Raw genomic sequence first — 23,500 nt, 5'->3', positions numbered from 1 at the left:
GAGAATCATTTGTACCAGACAGTTAAAACTTTTCACCTTATGACGGTGGTTATTAGCCTTTCACTCTTCTTTCTGCGTTTTTTTATCTATTACGCCAAATCTCAGCCGGTAAAACCGCCAAAGTTGCTTAAAATTTTGCCGCATATAAATGACAGCCTGCTTCTTTGTAGTGGCGTGGCATTAATCTCTATTACCAAGTTTGTTCCTTTTACACCCGCTGCCCCGTGGCTGACCTATAAACTAGGTGCATTGCTTATGTATATTGTTTTTGGCTATCTGGCGATGAAACCGGGCAGCAGCCTGAAAAATCGAGTGTTCTTCTTTATAGCCGCTATGGTGAGTGTGCTGGCTATTCTGACCCTTGCCCTTAATAAGCATCTGGCATTAGCTCTGCCTTACTAGCCTGTTAGTGAACAGCAGTAGCAGAACAGCGATAACTGAGACCATGCCCATCACCAGATAAGCGCCGGATAAGCCGAAATAGCTCGCACTGAGTCCGGCGCCCAGATAGGTGAAAAACCACCAGAAATGGGTTAGGGAGAAGTGAGCAGCAAACAGCTCGTTGATTTGTGCTCCTGTCTTGCTTTCTGAAATTATCAGTCCGGCCGGCGTCTGAATCAGAGACATACCAGCCCCCAGCGTCAGACAGATCAGCACAAACCCCGGCCAATTCGGTGTTGTGCTACCGGCAAACATGGCCAGACAGATTAACGCCAATCCATAGCAGATATAGAACTCCGCAGAACGTTTTTTCAGCCAGCCCGGAAGCTTTATGGCAATAAAAAGTGAACCGCTTCCAACCAAGGCCATAGCAATGGCAGTTTGTGAATCGCCCCCTTTAAGTATCTGATGAACATAAACCACCGTGTTTACTATCACCATTGCACTGGCTGCTGACGCGGCAAGATAAGCGAACCAGAGCGAGCGAAGGTTTAGATTACCAAGATAGCTTTGTACCCCGTGAAGCCATTTAACTTGCACTTCTCCTTGCTGTTTTTTGCCATTTCCGGCTATCAGGGCTGAACGGCAGCTCAGGATAAGCAGGGCTGAAACAACAAAAGATAGCGCATCCAGATAGAAAAGGGTGTTGTAGCTCATCAGGGTAAGTAGTAAAGCGGCCAACAGCGGGCTTAACACCTGCTCGAGATCGTATGCCATACGGCTGAAGGAGAGTGCTTTTGTGTAGTGTTCCCGCTGCGGAAGCATATCCGGCAGGGTAGATTGATAAATGGGCGTAAAACCGGCTGAGCAGGCATTGACCAGAAACATCAGCAGATAAACCTGCCAGAGCTGGCTGACAAAGGGCATGCAGACAAACAATAGAGCACGGAAAATATCCAGCGCTACCAGCACTCTTTTTCTGTTCAGCCGTGTGGCAAATGCGCCAAACAGAGGGGCAAGTACGATGTAGGCGACCATCTTCAGGGCAAAGGCGATACTCAGTACAAGGCTGGCCTGCTCTTTTGCCAACTCCCATGCCAGCAGGGCAAGGGCAACAGAGCTGATACCCGTACCCAGCAGAGACAGCACTTGTGCCCCAAGCAGGCGAATATAATCTTTGTTATTCCAGAGAGAGGTCTGCATCTTGTCAGTCTGCTTTTGCTAATAAATACAAGATCGATTATAAATAGTGTAGCTGTATCAGCTAAATTGTTTGGTTTTATAGTGGTTATCAATGGAGTTTATAGGCGTGTTATGTCTGAAATTAACTGGCGGGGAGTGGATCTGAATCTGCTGCTGACATTCAGTGCAATTATGAAGTTCCGCAATGTGTCTGCTGCTTCTGAGCACCTGAATGTTGGGCAGCCTGCCACCAGCTATAACCTGAAACGGTTGAGAAAATTGCTTAATGACGGGCTGTTTGAGCGGCAGGGAAATGTGATGGTGCCGACCCAGAGAGCCATTGAACTGAGCCCGAAGGTAGAAGCCGTGCTGAGTATTGTCCGCGACGAAATTCTGCTACCGAACAAATTTGAGCCTGCTGAGTTTAAAGGGCAGGTGTCTATTGGCCTGAGTGACTACGCCGAACAGGTGTTTGGTCCGGACTTATTCGATCAGTTAATGCAAGCTGCCCCGCACTGTAAAATTCAGTTTAAACCCGTTGATAATGAGAGTGTTGAGCAGCAGCTTGAATCGGGGAATGTCGATGTCGCTATCGGAGTGTTTCGGAAACAACCAGAAAACCTGAGCCGGATGTTTCTGTACCGCGAAAGGCACCTTTGTATGTTCGATAACCGGGTACTTGAGGTGGAAGATAAAATTACTCTTGAACAATATCTGGCGACACCTCAGGTGATTATCTCAGCAAACCGCGAGCTTTCAACGCCTGTGGACGACACCTTAGATAAAATGGGATTGCAGCGAAATGTGGTTATGGGTTCAACCCGTTTTCTTACCGTCAGAAGGTTACTTTCCGGCCGAAGCCTGATAGCCGTTATGGCGGAAATGGTGGCCAAAATTGAACCGGTTAATCAGGATATTAGCTGTTGCCCGCCGCCCATCGATATCCCCGATTTCGATATTGATATGCTGACCCGCAAAAGGGATCTCTCTCACCCGCAGATGGAATGGTTATGCGGACTAGTGAAGCAGGTGATTCAGCAAAAGGTCGAGCAGATTCGTTCTGAAAGCTAAATCTGTCCGGCGTGGTCTATTATTCATGGAAGTAAAAAACTTTAGGGAGAAAGGATGCCTCAACTGCGTCTGCCGCCGGCCTGGGTTATTGTGCTGTTCGGTTTGGTTTTGAATATCTTTGCGATTCTGATTAACAGTGTGGTGCTGGATAAATACGCTCTGAAGCAGGGCATGCTTAATGAGAAGAAGGCGGCCAATCAGCAATCTATTGAACGGGCATGGAACCGGATAGAAACACTGGAGCGCAAGCGTGAAGTGCTGATTGTTCATTTAGGCCAGAGCAACCGGGATGAAAAGGTTGCAGAAACTCTTCGCCAACAACTGTTTTTATGGGTCGATAAAGATATCCCACCTCTCACCACAGACAACCTTTCCGTGCTGACAAGCAAGATAGATGACGCTCAGGCTCAGGAGAGAAACAATATAGACAACCTCTATTTTAAAAATGTCTCCCTTATGGAAGTTATCCAGCAAATGGAAGAAACCGCCGCCAATTATAAAAATATCGCTTTGTTTTTACAGATATTTGGTCTGGCACTGATACTGGCAAGAGACTTGACACGTTAACGGTCTGTTCGTTATTGGTAATCTTTTTGCAACAAACATGTGAATTGAAGAGGATATATCATTAATGCTACTTCATGTAGGGTTAATAATCACTCACTCAATAGTGAGATAAAACTATAACAAGATGTATACAGACTGGACATAACGTGGAGCTTCCATGCAACAAGCTTATCAAGATTTGATCAATGAGTTGAAGAAAACCATTGATGAAAAACGAATTATTACCGACCCTACCTTAACCCTTGCTTACGGGACTGACGCCAGTTTTTACCGGCTGGTACCTAAGCTGATATTGCAACTGGACTCCATTGAAGAAGTTGTTCTGGCAGTGAAGCAGTGTGCTGAGCGCAATATCCCCCTAACGTATCGTGCCGCAGGTACCAGTTTATCAGGACAGGCCATTTCCGATTCCGTTTTAATTACCCTGACAACCAACTGGCGTAACTACAAAATCCTTAATGGCGGCGAGCAGATCTGGCTTCAGCCGGGTGTCATTGGTGCAGATGCAAACAAATATCTGGCACCATACGGACGTATGATTGGCCCTGATCCGGCCTCGATTAACACCTGTAAGATTGGTGGTATCGCTGCAAACAACGCATCAGGTATGTGTTGTGGTACAGCTAAAAACAGTTATAAAACCCTTGCCGGTATGACAATAGTTCTGGCAGACGGAACCATTCTGGATACTCTAGACCAAGAGAGTGTTGCCAGCTTTAAACGTACCCATGCCGATTTAGTTAGTGACCTGACCACCCTTGCTACTGAGTGCCAGAGCAATGAAGAGTTGGCTGATAAAATCCGCCACAAATACCGCCTGAAGAACACCACGGGTTACAGCCTTAACTCGCTGGTGGATTATGTTGACCCTATCGAAATTCTTCAGCACCTGCTTATCGGTTCAGAAGGTACCTTAGGCTTTATTGCCGATATTACTTACAACACAGTGATTGACCATGCAGACAAAGCGTCAGGCCTGTTTGTATTTGCTGATATAGAAGCGACTTGTTTTGCCGTTAGTGAGCTGAGTAAAACTGAAGTTGCCGCTGTTGAGCTGATGGATAGCCGTTCTCTTGCTTCTGTTGCGGATAAACCAGGTATGCCGGACTTTATTGCCGAGCTCGGCGAGAAGGGCGACACAGAAGCTGCTGCAATTCTGGTAGAGATCCACGCTAAAGATGCAGAAGACCTTGATAAGCAATCGGCCGAGCTGCTAGCCATCATCAATAAGTATTCGCCAATCGAAATGGTTGAGTTCAGCCGCGATGCTCAGGTATGTGCTCAGTTGTGGGGTATCCGTAAAGGTCTGTTCCCTGCTGTTGGTGCGGTTCGTGAAACGGGTACAACGGTAATTATTGAAGATGTTGCATTCCCTCTGGAACAACTGGCTCCAGCGGTACGTGAGTTGCAGGATCTGTTTATTGAGTATAACTACAACGAAGCGATTATCTTTGGCCATGCTCTGGCGGGTAACCTGCACTTTGTCTTTACTCAGGCGTTTGATACAGACCAAGAAGTTGAACGATACAGCGGCTTTATGGATGCCGTTGCAAAACTAGTTGCCGTTGACTATCAGGGCTCACTAAAAGCAGAACATGGTACCGGCCGTAATATGGCACCTTATGTTGAGCTTGAGTGGGGTAAAGACGGCTATGAGCTGATGCAGAAGATTAAGAAAATCTTCGACAGCAAAGGCATTCTGAACCCGGGTGTAATCCTCAACGATGACCACGACTCACACATAAGCAACCTGAAAGAGATGCCGGCCGCTGATACTTTAATTGATAAGTGTATTGAGTGTGGTTTCTGTGAGCCTGTTTGTCCTTCAAGAAACCTGTCCCTGACTCCCCGTCAGAGAAACAGCGTGTTCAGAGAGATCAGCCGCCTGCGCAGAACCGATGAAGAGCCGGCCAGACTGGCTGAAATGGAGAAGGTGTTCCGCTATCAGGGTGTAGATACCTGTGCGGCAACAGGCCTGTGTGCTGACCGTTGCCCGGTAGGAATCAACACCGGTGACCTGATGCGTAAGCTGAGACAGAACCATTCAGACAAAGCAAAGAGCATTGCAAACTGGACGGCAGATCACTTTGAAGGCATGACTAAGGCGACCAAACTCGGCCTTGGTGTGGCGAACGGTGTTCATTCCGTTATTGGTACCGGCGGTATGCGCGCTATTACGAAAGCGGCGCACAAGTTGTCAGGACAGAAGATACCGCTATGGACTCCGCACCTGCCAAGACCAGCGTCCGATGTTACCAGCCTGAAGATCCAGTCGGTAGGAAAGGAGAAGGTGGTTTACTTCCCGAGCTGTGCATCGCGAAACATGGGGACAGAGAAAAACGCCATGGATGATCGTCCGCTGGCAGAGGTGACGGTGTCACTGCTTGAAAAGGCAGGATACGATGTCATCTTACCTGAAGACGTGAACAGTCAGTGCTGTGGTATGCCGTATAAGAGTAAAGGTTTTGTAGATACGGCAAACAGTAAAATGGATACCCTTCAGTCTGCTCTGTGGAAAGCATCTGAAAACGGCAAATACCCGATACTGATGGATACCAGCCCGTGTGCAAGCCTGAGTAAAGAAGCGCTGCAGAAAGAGCTCTCCATCTACGAACCGTTTAAGTTCGTTGCTGACTTTGTACTGCCACGTCTTAACATTGTTCCTCAGGAAGAGCCAGTAATGCTGCATATCACCTGTACGTCGCGCAGAAGCGGTCTGGCGGACATTATGCAGAAGGTAACAGAAACTTGTGCCAAGCAAGTGATCATTCCTGAAGATATCCTCTGCTGTGGTTTCGCCGGTGATAAAGGCTTTACGACACCAGAACTGAATGCATCGGCTCTGTCCGGCCTGAGTGCGCAGGTACCTGAAAACTGTACAGAAGGTTACTCTAACAGCCGTACTTGTGAAATCGGGCTATCTGAACACAGTGGTATTGAATATAGGTCAATATTATATTTAGTTGATAAGGTAAGTTAAATTTAAAATAGCTACCACTTAATGATTAGATAAAAGCAACCGCAAGGTTGCTTTTATTTTTTGCAAGAGTAATTAATTAAACTTGAATATTAAAATGATAATGTTAATATAATTTACATTATTAACATTCGATTAATAAGGCCGGAAATATAATACTACAAAAGGGTTAATTCGTATGATCTTGTTCATAAAAACTAATATGTTTTAATTTTTCAATAATTTCTAAATTCATTCCGTATTACTACTTACATTTCCTCAAATCAGTTGTAATTTTACAACAAGCGTATATTATCATTATCTAATTCTTTATTAAATAGCCCATAAAATAGACAGGGTTTTGTCCATATTTACTATTTTATTATGTCTGTTTTGGAAACTTATTGTGTCATATGGTCAGGTTTTATCGTGATTTGATAAATGCTTCCTTATTTAAGTTGTTGTAATTAAAGAAATATATTTTTGTGGTTAAAATTGTTGGACAATCTGTTTGATTGTAAAATGCTGGTTAATGTTCTCTCTGTAAATATTAATAGTGAAATATTTGTTTTCGCTATTTAAACTATTTCCCTACAGCTAATACAGTTGTATGTAAGTAACAAATAAAAATATTAATAATAAAATTAATTTCATATTCCCAAGAGAATTAGAACTGATTTTATGGAGTAGTTCTGAATGTTAACCCTATTTATATCTGTAACACCTATCGTTATTCTTATTTGGATGATGACCAAGAAGAATGGCGTTCCTTCTCATATTGCATTACCAATTACCGCCCTTATGGTTGGTACATTGCAGTACTTCTACTTTAATACAAGCTTTACTCTGATCAGCGCCAACGTTATTGCCGGTATGTTGTCTGCAATAACACCGATTTCCATTGTCGCCGGTGCAATACTAATTAACCGCCTGACTTATTTATCTGGCGCAGAAGCGGTTATCCGCCGCTGGCTGGAAGGCATCAGCCGCAATCAGGTTGCGCAGCTGATGATCATTGGTTGGGCATTCGCCTTTATGATTGAAGGTGCATCCGGTTTCGGTACCCCTGCTGCTATTGCTGCTCCCATTCTTGTCGGACTTGGTTTCCCTCCTTTAAAAGTGGCAATGCTGGCGCTGGTAATGAACTCGGTTCCTGTATCATTCGGTGCGGTAGGTACACCAACATGGTTCGGTTTCTCTAACCTTGGTCTGGACAACGCTGCACTACTTGAAGCGGGTCAGGTAAGTGCCCTAATCCATATGGTTGCTGCATTTGTTATTCCGCCAATGGCTCTGCGTTTTGTCGTGAGCTGGGGTGAAATCAAGCGTAACTACCTGTTTGTTCTGCTAAGTACGCTTTCATGTACCGTTCCTTACTTCCTGATTGCTCAGTGGAACTTTGAGTTCCCGGCACTGGTTGGTGGTGCAATTGGTCTGATCTTGTCTGTGCTCATCGCTAAATCAGGTGTTGGCCTGCAGAAAGTTCATCAGTCAGCGAACGAAGAGAAGCGCGAAGGTGTTACTTTTGGCGAGATCATGAAAGCCATGACTCCGACTCTGCTTCTGATCTTCATCCTTATCGTTACCCGTATCAAGCAGTTCGGCATTAAATCTATGCTGACAGACAGCACTGAAGTATTGAGCATTTCATTTGGTCCTCTGGGTGAGTTCAGTGTCAGTCAGGCGCTGATCATCAAGCTGAGCCAGATTTTGGGTACAGATGTAGCGTGGGCATATAAGACACTTTATGTTCCTGCACTGATTCCATTCCTGCTGGTAGCCCTGATCTCTATTCCTGTATTCCGTCTGGAAGGTCGCGTTGTTAAGCAGATGTTTGCTGAAACCGGTAGCCGTATCAAGATGCCATTTATCGCACTGGTTGGTGCCCTGATTATGGTGAAACTGATGATGACGGGTGGTGAAAACTCGCCAATCATGGTGACAGGTTCTGCATTCTCTGACCTTATGGGGACAAGCTGGCAGTATGTTGCGGCTTACCTTGGTGCGCTGGGTGCCTTCTTCTCCGGTTCCGCTACGGTGTCTAACCTGACATTTGGTGCCATCCAGCAGACTATTGCCATCAACACTGGCCTGAACCAGACAACCATTCTTGGCCTGCAATCGGTAGGTGGTGCAATGGGTAACATGGTATGTATCAACAACATCATTGCAGTATCAACCATTCTGGGTATTGCCAATCAGGAAGGTTACATAATTAAGAAGACGGTTGTGCCTATGGTGGTATACGGTATCGTTGCCGCAGTGGTCAGCACCTTCTTATAAAGCGGAGAAACGACTCATTAGTATTTGCAGTATTACTATCTCCAGAAACACTGCTTAATTTAAAGACCTGTGGCTTAGCCCGGGTCTTTGTTTTTTTATAAGAAACAGATAAAAAAGTCGCAAGCTGTAAAGCATCTGCGACTTTTCCGTTTCTACTAACTTCAGAACTGGCCGTCGTTGCGGTTATAGCAGTCGTAAACGTGCTCTATAAACAGGCGGGTCTTGGTAGGAAGGTGCTTGGTGTACGGATAAACGGCGAAAATACCCAATTTTTTACCTACCTGATCAGGCAACACTTCCACAAGCTGGCCGGATTTAAGTTCATCAAATACCAGTACTTTCGGAACATAGACCAATCCCTGCCCCAGTAGGGCAGCGCGCTTAAGTGCCGATGCATTATTGGTGCAGAAGTTGCCGTTAACATTGACGGTAAAGGTCTCGCCCTCCTTCTCCCCTTTAAATAGCCACTCAAAAGCGCCGGTTTCCTGATAAGAGTAACCAAGGCAGTTATGTTTGCTTAGATCCTGATAAGAATCCGGTGGAGGGTTTTTACTGAAGTAGCCCGGTGCACCACAGATAATCCAGTTTACATCCACCAACCTGCGGGCGATAAAGCTGGAGTCAGGAAGCACACCGGTACGAATGGCGAGATCGTAGCCTTCCGCAAGGATATCAACAAAGCGGTTATCCAGATCCATCTGCACATTGATATCGGGATATTTTTCACTGAACTCAGCTATGGCCTGAGGAAGGATCAGCTCACCGGAAATTGTAGGTACAGTGATCTTGATGTTGCCGGACAGGCTCTCGCCCAACCCTTGCAGTTCATCTTCGGCGTTAACAACTGAGTGATGAATCTCCCTTGCGTGGCGGTAAAAAATTTCGCCCGCTTCCGTCAGGGTCAGCTTTCTGGTAGTGCGGTAAAGTAGCTGAACGCCTAGCTCCTGTTCAAGACGGGTCACCCGCTTGCTGATAACCGATTTTGTCAGGCCGATTTGTTCAGCGGCCTTACTAAATGAGCCTTGTTTGATCAGTTGGTAGAAGATCAAAAAATCATCAGTGTTTCTCATAATTGTTCAACTATATGCAACAAAATAATTTTTGGTTGCAAATATTGTAGCTTATATAGCGGCATATTTCCGCCTTAATCAGGCACTTTTTCGCTAGTATTTTTTACACTATTCGCTAGGTTTTATAAGCACTTAGAGAACTTTGAATGCCACTAAAGTTTTGCTATTTACTAACAGTTTTTACTGTTTTTCATGTTCGAGATCATTGTTTACGTAAATAAGCGCTTTCGTCTTGATGATATGCATATAATTTAATTTGCCGGACATATATAATCGCGAAAATAATTAATATATTAATTAAATAAACTCTAAATAAATCATATTGGTTATCAGGTTTTCAAAGCCGGATAACACCTTTATACAGATACAATGTCTTAGGTTGTCACAATGCAAAAACTCAGCTTTAAAGCAGCGCTGCTGCTGTCGGTTTCCCTGGTTGTTACCATATCCGTGGGGTTGTCTAACTATCTTTCATTCTCCAGTGAAAAAGCACTGCTTGAGCAGTCAATTTACGCAAACACCAAAGAGAGAGTGGATTTGGAAGCTGAGAAGCTAAAAGGCTTTTTAAGTGATAAGGCGTTAACCGTTACCAACCTTGCCAGTGCTTACCGCCAGAACAACTATTCTGATGGCCACGCTGAGCGGATGAAGGTAAGTGCCCTGTCATCTAACGTAGAAAACATGATGATTGGCTTTGAAAATGGTGATGCCTATGCCTCTCAGGATTACCCCGGTTGGATAGGCAATAAAAGCCCATCCTCTTATGATCCGAGAGTCCGCCCTTGGTATCAGCAGGCTAAGAGCGGGCAAACGGTGTTTACCGAACCCTATGAGGATGCGGTAAACAAAGTGCTTCTGATCAGTATTGCAAAGTCTTTTGGCGAAGGAACCATACTGGCAGATATCTCACTTGAGCTACTGACTAACACCGTCAACAAAATAGATATTCCCGGCTCACTGGCGCTGATTATTGCCGAAGACACCACCACCATGGCCAGCACCTCTTCAGTCATCAAAAACGGCAGCAAACTGAACCAACATCCGGATTTAAAACAGGTTGCAAGAGAAGTAACAGGCCAGTCATCGGCAGAAGTTGAGTATAACCTTGAAGGTGTTGATAAAGTTCTGTTTTCTAAACGTATTGAGTTAGGCAACCAGAGCTGGTATCTGTTAATCGTCTTGGATAAAAAAGTGGTTTTTGCTCAGGTAGAAGAGGCAAAAAGTACAGCAATATTCTCTACTCTGATTTATCTGCTGGTTACCGTAATTCTGGTACTTCTGGCAATCAACTATCTCTATCGCCCTATTCTGGAACTTAAGAAAATGGTGATGAGCCTAGCCAGTGGCGACGGCGATCTTACCCAACGCCTTGAAGTACGTTCCAAAGATGATCTGGGGCAGATAGCGACTGGCATAAACCAGTTTATTGAGAACCTTCAGAGTCTGATGCTGGAGATAGAATCTGCCAGCAGCACACTGAAATCCGATGTTGGTGAACTGACCCGCCAGACCAGAGATAACTCAACAGTGCTTAGCCAGCATCTGGTAGAGACAGAGCAGATTATCGCCGCCATTGAAGAGATGAATGCCACTGCGGAAACCGTGGCGCAAAACGCGACAGAAACAGCGCAATTTGTGGCAGATGCAACTTCGCTGGGGGCTGAGTCTCAAAACGTGGTGGGTGAGGCCTATTCTAAGGTTAGCTCGCTAGTTGGCGTAGTTGAAAACACTGCCGACAGCATTCAGCATATGAGTGATGAGACCAGAAATATCAGCTCCATTTTGTCGGTTATCGGTGAAATAGCCGAGCAGACTAACCTGCTGGCACTAAACGCAGCTATAGAAGCGGCACGAGCCGGTGAACAGGGCAGGGGCTTTGCCGTTGTTGCTGACGAGGTAAGGGCGCTGGCAAGCCGCACACAACAAAGTACTGGCGAGATTGAACATGCCCTAAACAGCCTGCTACAGGGCAGTAATTCTCTGTGTGATTCCATGGAGATGACCAAGTCAAACTGTAACGAAACCATGGAAAGTACTACTCAGGTAGGCAATCAGATTGGTGATTTAACCAGCCATATTGCAGAGATTAATGACCTGAGCACCCAGATCGCCACCGCAGCAGAACAGCAGAGCAGCGTAACTCAGGAAGTAAGCCGCAATATGGCTTCCATCAACGAGATTGTCAGCCAGCTTAATAACAATGGCGAACAGACCGCCGTTCAGACCGAGAGCATTAATGTAGTGAACGAACAGCTAAGCCATGTGGTTGAGCGGTTTAAGCTGAAGTAACTCTTCAGTGGTCTATAGAAGTAATAAAGCGCGGCTAACAGGTCGCGCTTTTTGGTGGTGGGATTCCCTGACCTATTGACCTATTGACCTGTTGCGATGATGCTGTCCACCTATACTCGTTACTCGTTACTCGTTACTCGTTACTCGTTACTCGTTACTCGTTACTCGTTACTCGTTGCGATGCTTCGCGTCGCAATGCATACCTATGGTTGGAGTTGCTTACTTGTTATTGGACAATTCCATGTTACATGCACTGCTAAATTAGCATTTAACGGATTACTTGACCTATCGCTAATAGAGTGCAAAAGCACTCGGCTGGACTTGACCAGTACACCCGATCACCTAGAAGATGTAGTCACAAAAAACTTTAGCGAATCTGTAAGATGAAAATCAACTTCAAATATTTAGCATATTCCATAGTCATTCTTTATGTAATGGTAATGATCACTCTTCATCGTTATCCCGACGGCTACCCTTATGATTTGGAGATTTCAGATATTGCTAATGTCATGATTGCTTTCACTTCAATTGTATCTCTTGCTCTTGCAAGTTGGACTTTCTACAGCCAGCGTAAGGACAAGCAATATGAGCAGTTCATGCAGCACGAAGGGAAAATATTGTTAGAGTTTCGCCAAAGGCTATATAGTTCTCGAAAATCAATCCACTTCTTTATGCATGACTTTCTTGCCTTAGATAAGAAATATGGATTCACACCAAAAGAACCTCCCGTGTTGAAGTATGAGGATTTTGTTAGGCACTTCAATCATTTGGTTGAACTAAATGAGTTCTATAACCTTAACCAATACATTTTCAGAAAATACGAACTAGAAAAGAAAATAGAATACATTCCTTTGCTACTTGCAGCTGCCAGAGGAATGCCAAAGAAAGACGTCACGTATCACTGGCTAGAAAGCCCAAGTGAAGGACATCAAACATATCGAGCAGAACCGATGCACATGCAACTTCTGTTTAATTTTAATCGGTCTGCGTATTTTCATTTTGAAGCAGATATGAGCAACCCAATGGAAGCACTGACAGCATATGAAAACGAAGATATGGTCAAAGAATTAGAAAGGATAACCAAGGCGACAAATCAAGCCTTTCTAGATCTACATTTTGATTTGGACAAATTAACCATCTTAACTGGCTCTAAGCTTCCCGATTCTTTTCACTCAAGGCATGAGTGGTACATACAAAAAATAGAGTCCAATAAGGACTAATTGTGGACACCGAAACGTCCACAACGTGTCCACCATTTTCGAGTTAGTTATTCTACGTTAAGCCATTATGGTCATAGAGTATTTAGGGCTGCGTGTAACACCGAATGTGGTAATTTCGAGTTAAAAACCACCAACCAAATCCGTCTGTTTCTGTTCACCCCGCTTATTCACTATAAGCAGAGTTTTTTTTTGCGAGGCAAGGATATTGACGAAATCTTAGAAGCTAAGTAATTTCAATGGGTTTATGGAAAAGGAAACAGAGCCGACGTGTTTACTTACTATTTGGAAATGACCTGCATTGTTGCTTTCGCGCTAAGTGGTGTGATGATTGAATCAAACCGGGGCAAAGATATTATCAGTATTCTCCTTATTGGCTGGATTACGGCACTGGGGGGAGGAACCTTGCGTGACATGATTATCAATGCTGACCAGGTATTCTGGATTCGTGACCAAACCTATTTTTGGGTGGCACTGGCCGGCTCGTTAGTCGGATTCTTTCTTATTCATGAGTTAAGAAAGTCGAAAGTAGAAAAGATGATTGTGTTTTTTGATACGTTAGGTGTCTCTCTGTTTGCGGTTCTGGTAACGGCCAAGCTTTACTCTACGGGTTACGCGGCTTATGTTGCGGTGATGATGGGGATGATTACCGCGGTGTTCGGAGGTGTATTGCGGGATATTTTGTCTCACCGTGAAAACATCTTTAATACCACCGATATTTACGCATCCATCGTTATTTTGGGCAGCAGCATTTATATTGCTTTAATCAACTTCGGTGTTTCCTATGGCATCGCTTCTGTATCCTGTGTTATCGTTATCGTGGCCTTAAGGCTTTATATTTTGGTTAATAAAATTCGCTACCCGAGTTTTTTAATATTGAAATAGCCTCGGTTGCCGGTAGTCACTCTTTTAATTTAGCTATCATTGAACAATTTTATGTGTCCTAAACGCCAAAGACCATCGTTGTCAGTGGTGGTTAATTTGCATTAAAGTTGCTTACTATTGCTGGAGTTGACTACCTCAAACTCAACAGATTTTGAAAAAAAGAAAATAAAGCTGTTCATTTTCCAAACAAGCTGTATAGTGCCCCTAGCTCTTGCAAACGAGCTATTAGTGAAAATTTAGTACAAGCCCTCTCCCAGTTTCCTTTCGATACCTTCGTTTAGCTCCTGTGATTGCTTCTCGTCATAGTTTCTTAAATAGCAGTTGCTCGCAGTTTCAATATTATTAATTTCTTAGAGGTATTTATGTCTACTAAAACTACTGGTTCAGTAAAATGGTTTAACGAATCTAAAGGCTTTGGCTTTATTTCACAAGACAATGGCGGCGCTGATGTATTTGTACATTTCAGAGCTATCGCATCTGACGGTTTTAAGACATTAGCTGAAGGTCAAAAAGTTAGCTTTGACGTTGAGCAAGGTCAAAAAGGCCCTCAAGCGTCAAACGTAGTCGCGCTATAACAGCACTGGGTGTGATGTAAGTACATTACACCCACTCTCTTTCCATATAAATATTTTAAGTACACTTAATTTTCAGGAGTTTTATTGTCTCGAAGAACTAGTCGCCAGCGAGGCTGGTATAAAAAAACATGTGATAGACACAAAAAATCAAATAAATCTGAGCTCAATATATGTTTAAAATAGAATTTTGCTTGGATAATGAACAACTAAATTGGTCAGCACACATACATCAACTCAATAGTGACATTCTACAACGTCACATTTCCCCTAAACTTCACGCCAAACAACATAATCTAGAATTTACCTTTTCCGAATCAAATATGATGGGAAATATATTATCAGCTGTTGGTGTTAAGTTAGGCTCTTTCAGAATTGATTGACGGCCATGCTAAGGACAGCTCAAATGAAAAAAAGTCATAAAAAATCACCTAAAAAAGAGAATAAAGTTCCTGAAGGTGATATTAAAAATACAAAATCAGCAAGAAGAAAAATCGAAGATATTCTTGAAAAACGCAATTTTGATAAATTATTTGAGTTGTAAGACTCTATGAACACACCCGACAAAAGCGAAATTAAAGCCAATATTAGTTGCTCAAACTGTAAGGCTTGCTGTTGCCGCCTTGAAGTGATGATTGTTTCAGACACTTCAGTTCCAGAGGAGCATATAAGTAGGGATGCTTGGGGCGGAGAAATCATGCTCAGGCTGGAAGATGGTTGGTGTTCAGCTTTAGACAGAGACACCTTCAAGTGCAGTATTTATGAAAATCGCACCTGGATATGTCGGGAGTTTGAGATGGGTTCTTATGAATGCCAAGAAGTGCACAGTTACAGATAGGTAATGGGTGGAGAAAAGCTTCTAGCTCTCGTCCAGCCGATTTGCGGGGCAACACTAAAGCAACCGTTGTAACGGACTATATGCAGGTCGTGAATAAGTATAAAGATTCCGAAGATGTACTTATCGTGGGTGGCGGGGCAGTCGTTTGGGAACTGTTTTTGCCTTATGCCGATGAGATTGTTATCGCTAAGTCGTTTATGACCACAAAGTGGGCGTATCAGGTATTAATTGCCATAGTTTGAATTTTTTCTGTTTTCTATGGTTAATACTATATTCAACTGTATACATAAGGCGTCTAATTTGGGTCGTATCATTCCACTATCCACGTTTCTGCTTCTGCTGAGCAGCTTTTGGGTCGGAGCTTCCACCACCAGTTCAACCGTAATATATGATGTTGAAGTTAGCGGTGAACGTCCGTCGATAGCTAAGGTGAAAATTGACACGAGTAACTTCCAGAGCCTCACAATGTTACCGTCCAGAACGTTACGAGACAGTTTTCAACCGACTTTGATATGCCAACAGGATAATAAGCCGGATCGAAGCATTGAATATGGCAAAGTAGTTGTTTGTAAGCGCATTGTCTGGGAACTCGCTCTTTCAGAAGTTGACGAAAGCGGAATGGATGTAGGGTTACAAAATGATAGTTATTCTCCTGCTGATGGCTGGTACGTAATTACAGAGTGGAATAGCTTTCCCAGAGTTGAGGGGCAAGAGAGCGGCCAAATATGTATCAATACAGACAGACGCAACTGCCATGAACTGCCATCAGTGGATAATCCGCCTTTGTTTGTCGTGTGGGGCATGAAGGTTAACCAGATAGATATTGATAATGTTCCTGTTCGTCTGATGACTGATCAACAGCAACTGTTGCAACGTGAAGAGGAGTGGCTGCCTGTACTGAGTAACCAAGTGAGATACCTTCGCTCTGTTTTTGACGTTAAAAAGATGGAGCCGTGGTCGTTGGTATGGCTTAAGCGGGACAAAAGTACGGGCAGTATCAGTGGGGCAGCCGGTAACCGAATATATATTTCAAATGTTGCTGTTGAAAACGGACAACTAGCAACTGACGCTATCAAGCACTTATTGAAAATATCAGCCCATGAATCCATTCACTTTCTTTCTTCTATTCCTGCTCCACTATGGGCTAATGAAGCTCTTGCGGAATACTATGCTAAGAAGTCGTTGAGTGAAACGTTATACAAGTTCGCAGACCCTGTCGAGTACTGGCAGTCTATAGCTGCCAATTTTCCGGCCGGAAACATGGGTCTGTACCTTGCTAATGACGAAGTTACTAAGAGGCAGAACTACCGGTATTACGGTTTGTTTTATACCAAAGGTGTTGCTTTCTGGGCTGAGCTTGATAACGAGTTAGGTTCTAAGGGGAGTTCACTTGATAGCTATCTTTCATTGTTAAATATGGAGTGGGAGACAGAACTACCGAAACAATTTGTTGATTCGATAACAAAAAAAGTCGGTATCGAACGCTGGCTGGAATTGGAGAAAAAATACTTATAGTTTTTTACACTGGTAAAAACCAGAGGTGTCTCTGGTTTTCTAAAGGTATGTTTACATTCCGCGATTACATGGGAGCGATAGCACAAATTATTAAAGTGAAACTGCGGTTTCATCATCATAGTGTTCGGTGAATCCATAGTTTCATTTTTGTTATTTTATACTTCTTTTGGTACAGCTAAGGTTGGAAAGGTTGAATAACCACCCCTTGAGCATATGCTTGACATATGTCACGTGGAGGCTACACTGAACATATGTTAGACATATGCCTTTGGGGAGGGTGTTATGAGAACAGTATCAATCTTTAAAAACGGGAAGAACCAAGCGGTTCGGTTACCAAAAGAATTTGAGTTTGATGGAGTTAATGAGCTGGAAATTAATAAGGATGGTGATGTAATCACTTTGCGTCCGGCCAGACCAGATTGGTTGTCATTTGCTGAACAAGGCAAGGCTGACAACGATTTTATGTCTGACCGCGAAGATGTGATCGCAGATGAAGGGCGGTTTAATTTTGAGTAGGAAAATCAATTATATGCTCGATACATGTATCTGCTCTTTTATTATGAGAGAGCAGCCAATAACCGTATTGCAAAAGCTTCAAGCAGTGGTTGGAAAGCAACACCGAATAGTTATCTCTGCAATAACGTATCAAGAAATGCAGTATGGACTATTAGGTAAAAAAGCCGCTCCTAAACATGTAGTGCTTGTTGATGAGTTTCTTAAACGTGTTGATGAAATTCTACCTTGGGATAAAGCAGCTGTTGACGCTACAATTCAAGTTAAGCGTGATCTAATGGCGAAAGGTACACCGATAGGTAATAACGATACAGCGATTGCCGGACACGCCATTGCTACTGATTGTGTACTTATAACGAATAACAGAAGAGAGTTTCAGCGTGTAGAAGGCTTGAAGTTTGAAGATTGGACTTACTAAGGAGAAGTTAGCCACACGCCTAACTTCCATTAGCCTCTATATATTTAAAGATCATCGAAAAAGTGCTCTAGATTTTCCAGCAAAACGCTACGTTTTTTTAGTGAAAATGACTCATTACTGACGGTTGCCCGCTGTATTCTGTCAATACGGAACATCCGGACTTCATCCCTTAATCTGTCCCAACAGAGCAAATACCACGCCGGCCAGTTAAGCAGTAGCATTTGGGGCTCAACAACCCGCTGAGTGACTTGCTGTTTTTCTGAGATATATTCAATTTCGAGCGTTTTCATATCCAGAAATCCTTGCGATATAACCGGCATCGGTTCCGTATTTGGTAGTTCGTAACTGTCGACTACTGCCGCAGAGGCATTGCCGCCAATTTGTATTCTGGAACGAAGCTCGTCTATGTTTTTCCGTTGTTGCTCAGGAAAAGAGGCCGATATCCGGTTTCTGATAGAGGACAAGTTAGACAGCAAAACCGGCGGATTAATGCTTTCCACAATGGCGAGTGCCAACAAAAGTGAAATTACTTCCGTTGAGCTAAGTTGCAGGCGTCCAAGTCCCCAGCGGCCATTGAGCCTGATACCGCCGCCTCTTCCCCGATCTGACTCAATGGGAATGCCGGACTCTTTTAGCTCGGCCAAGTCTCTCATTAAAGTGCGCTGGCTTGTTGCTACTCTCTTACTTAACTCCAAGGCCGTCCAGTAAGATTTATCCCGCAAGCAGTTGAGTATCTCGTCTTGTCTGCGCTTTTTGTTTTGAAAACTGTTGTTTGCCATAGCTCGAAAGTAATGTGACATATTTTGTCATATTAAAAGCTAAGCTTAATTTCAGCAAGGAAACCGCGAGGTTAAAATGAGAAAACGACTAATAGGAATTTTGATTATGACAATAGCCAGCAGCGCATTCGCAAACGACAGTTATGAAATTATCTCCTTTAAATACAAACAAGGAGTTTCACTTGAACAGCAGCAACAGTCCATAGAGAGCCTGAATGCTATAGTAGAAAAGTTTGACGGCTTTAAATCGAGAGCGTTTTACTACAGCGAAGATAATAAACGTTGGTTCGATTTTATTACATGGGAATCAATAGAAGATGCAAAGGCTGCTTCTGAGCAGGTGATGGCAAACCCGCAAGCGCAGGAAGTATTTGGCCTGATGGACGAAGAGTCGATGATATTTTCTTATTACAACAAAATGGGCGGGGTAACTAAAGATTAATTACCGTTTTCAAGCAAGGCTTTGGAAAAGTGCCGGGCAGGGTGGCTGGCACTTTTTAACCTTACCTGATGCCCTATCAAAGCATATTCGCATGGCACACGGAAGCCTTGAATCTGGCTGGGGAAGGTTAAAAACAGAAGCGATTTATCAGGATAGTAAATGGTCAACGTCACTATGGTATGACAAGAAATCCGCGGCTTACCTTTTGCCATTAACAGCCAAGATACGGCAAAAACATAAGATTCAGTTGGGTGACTTAGTCGAAATAGAGCTGGTGGTTGATAGTGATTTTTTGCTATAGCCTAGAGCTGTTTGGTTTAGATTAATCAGAACTACAGATAAACCGTCGGCAGTACCAGATTGCTGATGCCTCTCTGGTTTAGTTTTTCTGCAAAGCCTTCAATCTGCTCTTTGCTGCATGCCGGCCAGTCTGATGCGGTGCCGGTTACGCCGTGAGTCTGGAAGGCGTTCAGCTTAATGCGGACTTCTGGCGGAAGCTGGGTGAGAAAGTTGGCGAGGGCATCGACTTCTGTTTCCAGATCTGTTTGTCCGGGTATCAGCAGTAACCTCAGTTCATACAACTTATTCTCACTGGCGAGCAGTTGAATGCTTTGCATTACTTTATGGTTATCTCTTCCGGTAAGACGTAAGTGCGTTTCTTGTTGCCACGCCTTTAAATCTATCATGGTGCCGTCGGTTACCGGCAGAAGCTTCTGCCAGCCGGTTTCACTCAGGAAGCCGTTGCTATCGACCATACAACTAAGATGGCTGAGTGCTTTGTCCTGCTTAATGGCAGAAAACACTTCGGCAATAAAACGGGCTTGTAGTGTCGCTTCTCCACCGGTGACTGTTACACCGCTAAGGAAAGGGCTGTGCTTGCGGATTAGCGCTAACATCTCTTCCACACTGTAGGATTCTGTCTTCGGAGTAGACTGGCGGGAGCAGTTTTTCAGGCATTCATCGCACTGAGTGCACAAGGTTTTGTCCCACACCACCTTGCCATCCTGCATGGAAAGGGCATTTTCCGGGCAGCCTTCTACGCAGTCGCCACAATGGTCGCATAGGTCGATAGTATGCGGGTTATGACAACTCTGGCAGTTAAAATTGCAGCCCTGAAGAAAAATGACGAGCCTGTTACCAGGCCCGTCAACACAGGAAAAGTTGAGTATCTTACTGACCGTAGCCCGGAGATTGCTCATGACTTGCTACGCGAGGTTTACGGTTAAGAATATTGGTGTTTTGTGCCGCTTCTGCACCCAGCCCGGTGGTGTTGGTTCTGGAACCATTTTCGGCAAACTTAGCTATATCAGACAGCTTAATCATATAGCCGGTTACGCGAACCAGATCGTTGGATGCCACGTTGGCGGTAAACTCTCGGAAGCCGATAGACAGGGCACCCTTCGCCAACTGGAACATGGCTTCAGGGTTATCTTTCACGGTTTCATCAATGGTCAGAATGTCGCTAATGCCTGATGAATAATACTGATGGTGTTCTGCCAGCGCATTAATATGAGTAACCGGATCAGGCTCGTCACCGTAAGGAATACGTACGCCCGGTGTTACCTCTTTATCCAGACTGATGCCGCCCTGAGCATGCAGAAGTGCACGGCCGTGCCAGCCATAGCTGACAGGCGTCTGCTTAACGATACTGTCCAGAGTCGCGGAGATTCGGTGGCCCAGCTTGTTAGCTTGCTCATCTAAGCCGTAACGTGCAGAAATCTGCTCTTTCTCATTCAGCATATTTACTGCTTCGGCCATACCGTAGATGCCGAACATAGGCGCGAATCTGTCTTCATAGATAATCTCTTCCTGAACAAGGAAGCTGTTGAAGAAGTTAGAGTCGTTATGCAGGAACTGGGTACGCGCTTCAATTAGCTCATACATCAGGTCACAGTAGTGAGGCAGTGTGGATTCGATAAAGTCGCTGCTGTCTTTTGCGTCTTTTGCTACTTCTTTCAGGTTCAGGCGTACAAGGGTGTTTGCACCGCCCGCCAGTGGAAGAGAGTTGTAGCAGCTAACGATAGCAAAGCCCTTCTCATCAAAGGTGTTTGCATGAATAGGGTAGTTAGCAATATGCGGTTTGCTACATTCGCAGATGCAACTGGCCGCTAAGCGTAGCAGGTCGTCTGGTGTCTGCTCCGGATCATGCATAAAGGTCAGGTTAGGCGCAATCTGTTTAAGCTCTGCGTCTACCTTAAGAATGGTGCGGCAGACAATGTTGTCTGTCGGACCGACATTGGCGTGCATAAAGGCATCAGGCAGAGTTCTGTCCAGCATAATCCAGAATAGTTTTAGCTTCTGGTAAAGGGTCTCTTCGTCGGTATCACCTACGTAAGGCAGAAGAACTTCATCTAACTGGCCAATGTATACCGGAATATTGGTCACGGAAGGAACGTGATGATAAAGGATAGTCAGAGAGTTTAATGCTTCGTCCAGATTAGTTGCAGGAGCCAGCTCAAGATACTCAGAACCCTGCTTCAGGAACTTAGCATAGTCCGGCAATACGTATCTTGGTTTAAAAGGCGCATTGCCTTCAAAGATATCGCATATGGCACCGCTCTCCATCGCTTTTTTTAGCTCGTCTGAGATGTGCGGATAAGGGATGGCCGCGTCGGCCTCTAATGCCAGATAGTTAGATTTCTGTTTCGGTGACAGGTGAGGATCCGTCGCGATTTGACGGAATTTATCTTGAAGACTCATAGTAGATGCTCTGCATAGTTTTTCCACTCAACACTTTAGTACGGGATGTCCATAGGGCAAAGAGAAAATGCTCATCTAATCGTTTTCGGTGGCAGAAATGAGATGCATAGCCGCCGTATTGGCGAATATCTATCCAGAGCAATAAAAAACCAGCCTGTAAAACAAGCTGGTTTCGTTTAGTAAAGTGTCACTGTTACTGCTTAAATGACAGCCCCAGAGAGGCGAGTTGCTGCGCCTTGGTCTCTATATTGTGTGCCAGCGTAATCACTTCATCGACATCTTTCAGGTTACTCTGCGAAGCATTACGAATCTCAACAATATTCTGGTTTACCTCTTTAGCTACCGCTGTCTGCTCTTCGGCTGCCGTTGAAATGTGCGCAGCGGCATCTTCAATGTTTTGCATCACACCATTCAGGTCATTAATGGTTTGCTGAGTGCTCATGGTGTTGTCCATACAAACCTTAGCCACATTCTGGCCATTCTTCATGGTGTTCGTCAGCGCATTAATTGACTGCATAACATTGCCCATAGAAGACTGGATATTCTCTGTGGTTTTGTGGGTTCGCTGGCTGAGCGCCCTTACCTCGTCAGCGACAACAGCAAAACCTCTTCCCTGTTCACCGGCACGGGCAGACTCAATAGCGGCGTTAAGTGCCAGTAGGTTGGTTTGCTCGGCAATTCCCTGAATTTCTGCCATCAGGCTGGATATATCATTCAGCTTAGTTGACAGTTCTTCCGTAGACAGGAATGACGCTTCTACTTCGCTGGCAAGGTTAGACACTTCGTTTTTGGTTTTATCCATATAGTCAGTAGCCTGCTGGCAGGTTTCGTTGGCATTGTGCACCTGTTCAAGGGTTGCCGCGCTGTTTCTGGCCACTTCGTTAATGGTTGCAACCATCTCTTCCATAGAGGTAGCCACTTTTTCCAGCTCAATGGTCTCTTTTTCTACATTGTGGTGTGCGTGATCAGAGGCATCTTCCAATGAATGAACCTGATCCAGCAAGACGTTACTGCTATCCAGCGTCCGTCCCAGAATGGTCTGAACCCGGCCTTGCTGCATCTTGATATGGTACTCGGCGTAGTTGCTCTGATCGTTACAGAATACCAGCCTTGAGATACTGTCGTAGGTTTGCCGTAGATCTTCATAGAACTTCTGACGGACAAACAGCTCATGGTATAGCACAGCGATGGTGGCAAACGGAATAATAAAGGAGTAGAGCGGCGACAGGTAGACACTGGCGCTTACCGCTCCCATCGTAATGGCAAATAGTAATAAGATTCTCTGTTTGGTGGTCAGTTTTATTTTCGCAGTTATCCTCTTACCTCTGTCGGCAACAGCATATAGCTTTTCAGCTCTGCTGCGGATCTCCGGTGCCAGCACTCTTCGTACTGACTGATAGCCGATAAGCTGACCATGTTCATATATAGGTGTGACAAAGGCATCCACCCAGTAGTAGCGGCCGTCTTTACAACGGTTTTTTACCGCGCCTCTCCAGGCTTGCCCCTGCTCTAAGTGTGCCCATAGATCTTTAAAGGCGGCTTTGGGCATATCCGGATGACGGACAAGGTTGTGGTTTTTGCCCACCAGTTCATGTTTGGAGTAACCGGAAATCTGGCAAAATTCATCATTGGCGTAAGTAATTACACCACGCTTATCTGTGGTTGAAACAAGTTCTGCGGATTCTGAAAATGTAACTTCTTCATTGATGGTGGTCTGGTTTCTTCTGGCCATAGCATCGTCCTGACATTTATATCCATAAAAATATTAATACTCTGATGTATATTCATCAGTTGCATAACTAAATGTAGACACTTTATTGAC

General features: G+C 44.4%; 23 protein-coding genes. 17 read left to right on the top strand and 6 right to left on the bottom strand.

Going from position 1 to position 23,500, the window contains the following annotated elements; all coding sequences use genetic code 11:
* Positions 1-9: 9 nt before the first annotated feature.
* Positions 10-402 carry a SirB2 family protein gene (locus PK654_RS20925; protein WP_271699335.1) on the top strand — a complete coding sequence of 131 codons (393 nt, stop codon included), beginning with the start codon at positions 10-12 and terminating at the stop codon, positions 400-402.
* Here PK654_RS20925 and PK654_RS20920 read toward each other — a convergent pair.
* Positions 385-1,584 (bottom strand): MFS transporter, encoded by a 1,200-nt coding sequence (locus PK654_RS20920; RefSeq protein ID WP_271699334.1) that lies wholly within the window; start codon positions 1,582-1,584, stop codon positions 385-387. The genes PK654_RS20925 and PK654_RS20920 overlap by 18 nt on opposite strands.
* Positions 1,585-1,695: 111 nt before the next feature.
* Between PK654_RS20920 and PK654_RS20915 the strand changes: the two genes are divergently transcribed.
* The 4 genes from PK654_RS20915 to PK654_RS20900 all read left to right on the top strand — a co-directional run bounded on the left by PK654_RS20915 (position 1,696) and on the right by PK654_RS20900 (position 8,440).
* Positions 1,696-2,634, top strand: coding sequence for a LysR family transcriptional regulator (locus tag PK654_RS20915; protein WP_271699333.1), 939 nt, complete (start codon positions 1,696-1,698; stop codon positions 2,632-2,634).
* Between the two features lie 54 nt (positions 2,635-2,688).
* Positions 2,689-3,201: a DNA mismatch repair protein gene (locus PK654_RS20910; protein WP_271699332.1), complete on the top strand. Its 513-nt coding sequence runs from the start codon at positions 2,689-2,691 to the stop codon at positions 3,199-3,201.
* 157 nt (positions 3,202-3,358) lie between these two features.
* Positions 3,359-6,181 carry an FAD-binding and (Fe-S)-binding domain-containing protein gene (locus PK654_RS20905; RefSeq protein ID WP_271699331.1) on the top strand — a complete coding sequence of 941 codons (2,823 nt, stop codon included), beginning with the start codon at positions 3,359-3,361 and terminating at the stop codon, positions 6,179-6,181.
* A 672-nt stretch (positions 6,182-6,853) separates the two neighbouring features.
* Positions 6,854-8,440, top strand: coding sequence for an L-lactate permease (locus PK654_RS20900; RefSeq protein ID WP_271699329.1), 1,587 nt, complete (start codon positions 6,854-6,856; stop codon positions 8,438-8,440).
* A gap of 161 nt (positions 8,441-8,601) precedes the next feature.
* Here the strand turns inward: PK654_RS20900 and PK654_RS20895 are convergent, their stop codons facing one another.
* The gene (locus PK654_RS20895; RefSeq protein WP_271699328.1) at positions 8,602-9,510 is read right to left on the bottom strand and encodes a LysR family transcriptional regulator; all 909 of its coding nucleotides are present in this window, start codon (positions 9,508-9,510) and stop codon (positions 8,602-8,604) included.
* 387 nt (positions 9,511-9,897) lie between these two features.
* On the opposite strand from PK654_RS20895, the gene PK654_RS20890 reads away from it, so the two are divergent.
* From PK654_RS20890 to PK654_RS20845, 10 genes are all read left to right on the top strand, one after another.
* Positions 9,898-11,799 carry a methyl-accepting chemotaxis protein gene (locus PK654_RS20890; RefSeq protein ID WP_271699327.1) on the top strand — a complete coding sequence of 634 codons (1,902 nt, stop codon included), beginning with the start codon at positions 9,898-9,900 and terminating at the stop codon, positions 11,797-11,799.
* A gap of 383 nt (positions 11,800-12,182) precedes the next feature.
* Positions 12,183-13,019 (top strand): hypothetical protein, encoded by an 837-nt coding sequence (locus tag PK654_RS20885; protein WP_271699326.1) that lies wholly within the window; start codon positions 12,183-12,185, stop codon positions 13,017-13,019.
* A gap of 267 nt (positions 13,020-13,286) precedes the next feature.
* On the top strand, positions 13,287-13,901 hold the full coding sequence (locus tag PK654_RS20880) for a trimeric intracellular cation channel family protein (protein ID WP_271699325.1): 615 nt from the start codon (positions 13,287-13,289) through the stop codon (positions 13,899-13,901).
* Between the two features lie 362 nt (positions 13,902-14,263).
* A complete protein-coding gene (gene cspE, locus PK654_RS20875) occupies positions 14,264-14,476 on the top strand; it encodes a transcription antiterminator/RNA stability regulator CspE (protein WP_271699324.1) in 213 nt (70 codons plus the stop codon).
* 403 nt (positions 14,477-14,879) lie between these two features.
* Positions 14,880-15,017, top strand: a complete 138-nt coding sequence (locus PK654_RS20870) for an adenosine deaminase (RefSeq protein ID WP_271699323.1) — start codon at positions 14,880-14,882, stop codon at positions 15,015-15,017.
* Positions 15,018-15,023: 6 nt separating this feature from the next.
* The gene (locus PK654_RS20865) at positions 15,024-15,311 is read left to right on the top strand and encodes a YkgJ family cysteine cluster protein (RefSeq protein ID WP_271699322.1); all 288 of its coding nucleotides are present in this window, start codon (positions 15,024-15,026) and stop codon (positions 15,309-15,311) included.
* Positions 15,284-15,553: a hypothetical protein gene (locus PK654_RS20860; RefSeq protein ID WP_271699321.1), complete on the top strand. Its 270-nt coding sequence runs from the start codon at positions 15,284-15,286 to the stop codon at positions 15,551-15,553. Before PK654_RS20865 ends, PK654_RS20860 begins: the two co-directional genes overlap by 28 nt.
* Before the next feature lie 58 nt (positions 15,554-15,611).
* Complete coding sequence (locus PK654_RS20855) at positions 15,612-16,826, top strand: hypothetical protein (protein WP_271699320.1); 1,215 nt, start codon at positions 15,612-15,614, stop codon at positions 16,824-16,826.
* A gap of 282 nt (positions 16,827-17,108) precedes the next feature.
* Positions 17,109-17,342: a type II toxin-antitoxin system VapB family antitoxin gene (vapB, locus tag PK654_RS20850; RefSeq protein ID WP_271699319.1), complete on the top strand. Its 234-nt coding sequence runs from the start codon at positions 17,109-17,111 to the stop codon at positions 17,340-17,342.
* Positions 17,317-17,757, top strand: a complete 441-nt coding sequence (locus tag PK654_RS20845) for a type II toxin-antitoxin system VapC family toxin (protein ID WP_271699317.1) — start codon at positions 17,317-17,319, stop codon at positions 17,755-17,757. Before vapB ends, PK654_RS20845 begins: the two co-directional genes overlap by 26 nt.
* Before the next feature lie 44 nt (positions 17,758-17,801).
* On the opposite strand, the gene PK654_RS20840 is transcribed toward PK654_RS20845, so the two are convergent.
* On the bottom strand, positions 17,802-18,557 hold the full coding sequence (locus tag PK654_RS20840) for a helix-turn-helix transcriptional regulator (RefSeq protein WP_271699316.1): 756 nt from the start codon (positions 18,555-18,557) through the stop codon (positions 17,802-17,804).
* An 85-nt stretch (positions 18,558-18,642) separates the two neighbouring features.
* Here PK654_RS20840 and PK654_RS20835 point away from each other — a divergent pair, with 85 nt between their 5' ends.
* Together PK654_RS20835 and PK654_RS20830 are read left to right on the top strand one after the other, a co-directional pair.
* Positions 18,643-18,978 carry a hypothetical protein gene (locus PK654_RS20835; RefSeq protein WP_271699314.1) on the top strand — a complete coding sequence of 112 codons (336 nt, stop codon included), beginning with the start codon at positions 18,643-18,645 and terminating at the stop codon, positions 18,976-18,978.
* Positions 18,974-19,279, top strand: coding sequence for a DUF1905 domain-containing protein (locus PK654_RS20830; RefSeq protein WP_271700738.1), 306 nt, complete (start codon positions 18,974-18,976; stop codon positions 19,277-19,279). Before PK654_RS20835 ends, PK654_RS20830 begins: the two co-directional genes overlap by 5 nt.
* A gap of 31 nt (positions 19,280-19,310) precedes the next feature.
* On the opposite strand, the gene PK654_RS20825 is transcribed toward PK654_RS20830, so the two are convergent.
* The 3 genes from PK654_RS20825 to PK654_RS20815 form a co-directional block, all read right to left on the bottom strand.
* Positions 19,311-20,177, bottom strand: a complete 867-nt coding sequence (locus PK654_RS20825) for a YjjW family glycine radical enzyme activase (protein ID WP_271699313.1) — start codon at positions 20,175-20,177, stop codon at positions 19,311-19,313.
* A complete protein-coding gene (locus PK654_RS20820; RefSeq protein WP_271699312.1) occupies positions 20,149-21,678 on the bottom strand; it encodes a YjjI family glycine radical enzyme in 1,530 nt (509 codons plus the stop codon). Before PK654_RS20820 ends, PK654_RS20825 begins: the two co-directional genes overlap by 29 nt.
* Before the next feature lie 193 nt (positions 21,679-21,871).
* A complete protein-coding gene (locus PK654_RS20815; protein ID WP_271699311.1) occupies positions 21,872-23,410 on the bottom strand; it encodes a methyl-accepting chemotaxis protein in 1,539 nt (512 codons plus the stop codon).
* Between the last annotated feature and the right edge of the window lie 90 nt (positions 23,411-23,500).

This window comes from Vibrio sp. SCSIO 43137, from assembly GCF_028201475.1.
Lineage (GTDB): Bacteria > Pseudomonadota > Gammaproteobacteria > Enterobacterales > Vibrionaceae > Vibrio.
The sequence above is the reverse complement of the archived record's forward strand: the minus strand, read 5'-3'. Positions and strand labels throughout refer to the sequence as shown.

Excerpts from the sequence above, each read along its gene's own strand:
- PK654_RS20920 (WP_271699334.1), bottom strand. The coding sequence starts at position 1,584 with ATGCAGACCTCTCTCTGGAATAACAAAGATTATATTCGCCTGCTTGGG.
- PK654_RS20915 (WP_271699333.1), top strand. The coding sequence starts at position 1,696 with ATGTCTGAAATTAACTGGCGGGGAGTGGATCTGAATCTGCTGCTGACA.
- PK654_RS20910 (WP_271699332.1), top strand. The coding sequence starts at position 2,689 with ATGCCTCAACTGCGTCTGCCGCCGGCCTGGGTTATTGTGCTGTTCGGT.
- PK654_RS20905 (WP_271699331.1), top strand. The coding sequence starts at position 3,359 with ATGCAACAAGCTTATCAAGATTTGATCAATGAGTTGAAGAAAACCATT.
- PK654_RS20900 (WP_271699329.1), top strand. The coding sequence starts at position 6,854 with ATGTTAACCCTATTTATATCTGTAACACCTATCGTTATTCTTATTTGG.
- PK654_RS20895 (WP_271699328.1), bottom strand. The coding sequence starts at position 9,510 with ATGAGAAACACTGATGATTTTTTGATCTTCTACCAACTGATCAAACAA.
- PK654_RS20890 (WP_271699327.1), top strand. The coding sequence starts at position 9,898 with ATGCAAAAACTCAGCTTTAAAGCAGCGCTGCTGCTGTCGGTTTCCCTG.
- PK654_RS20885 (WP_271699326.1), top strand. The coding sequence starts at position 12,183 with ATGAAAATCAACTTCAAATATTTAGCATATTCCATAGTCATTCTTTAT.
- cspE (WP_271699324.1), top strand. The coding sequence starts at position 14,264 with ATGTCTACTAAAACTACTGGTTCAGTAAAATGGTTTAACGAATCTAAA.
- PK654_RS20870 (WP_271699323.1), top strand. The coding sequence starts at position 14,880 with ATGAAAAAAAGTCATAAAAAATCACCTAAAAAAGAGAATAAAGTTCCT.
- PK654_RS20865 (WP_271699322.1), top strand. The coding sequence starts at position 15,024 with ATGAACACACCCGACAAAAGCGAAATTAAAGCCAATATTAGTTGCTCA.
- PK654_RS20860 (WP_271699321.1), top strand. The coding sequence starts at position 15,284 with ATGCCAAGAAGTGCACAGTTACAGATAGGTAATGGGTGGAGAAAAGCT.
- vapB (WP_271699319.1), top strand. The coding sequence starts at position 17,109 with ATGAGAACAGTATCAATCTTTAAAAACGGGAAGAACCAAGCGGTTCGG.
- PK654_RS20845 (WP_271699317.1), top strand. The coding sequence starts at position 17,317 with ATGAAGGGCGGTTTAATTTTGAGTAGGAAAATCAATTATATGCTCGAT.
- PK654_RS20840 (WP_271699316.1), bottom strand. The coding sequence starts at position 18,557 with ATGTCACATTACTTTCGAGCTATGGCAAACAACAGTTTTCAAAACAAA.
- PK654_RS20835 (WP_271699314.1), top strand. The coding sequence starts at position 18,643 with ATGACAATAGCCAGCAGCGCATTCGCAAACGACAGTTATGAAATTATC.
- PK654_RS20825 (WP_271699313.1), bottom strand. The coding sequence starts at position 20,177 with ATGAGCAATCTCCGGGCTACGGTCAGTAAGATACTCAACTTTTCCTGT.
- PK654_RS20820 (WP_271699312.1), bottom strand. The coding sequence starts at position 21,678 with ATGAGTCTTCAAGATAAATTCCGTCAAATCGCGACGGATCCTCACCTG.
- PK654_RS20815 (WP_271699311.1), bottom strand. The coding sequence starts at position 23,410 with ATGGCCAGAAGAAACCAGACCACCATCAATGAAGAAGTTACATTTTCA.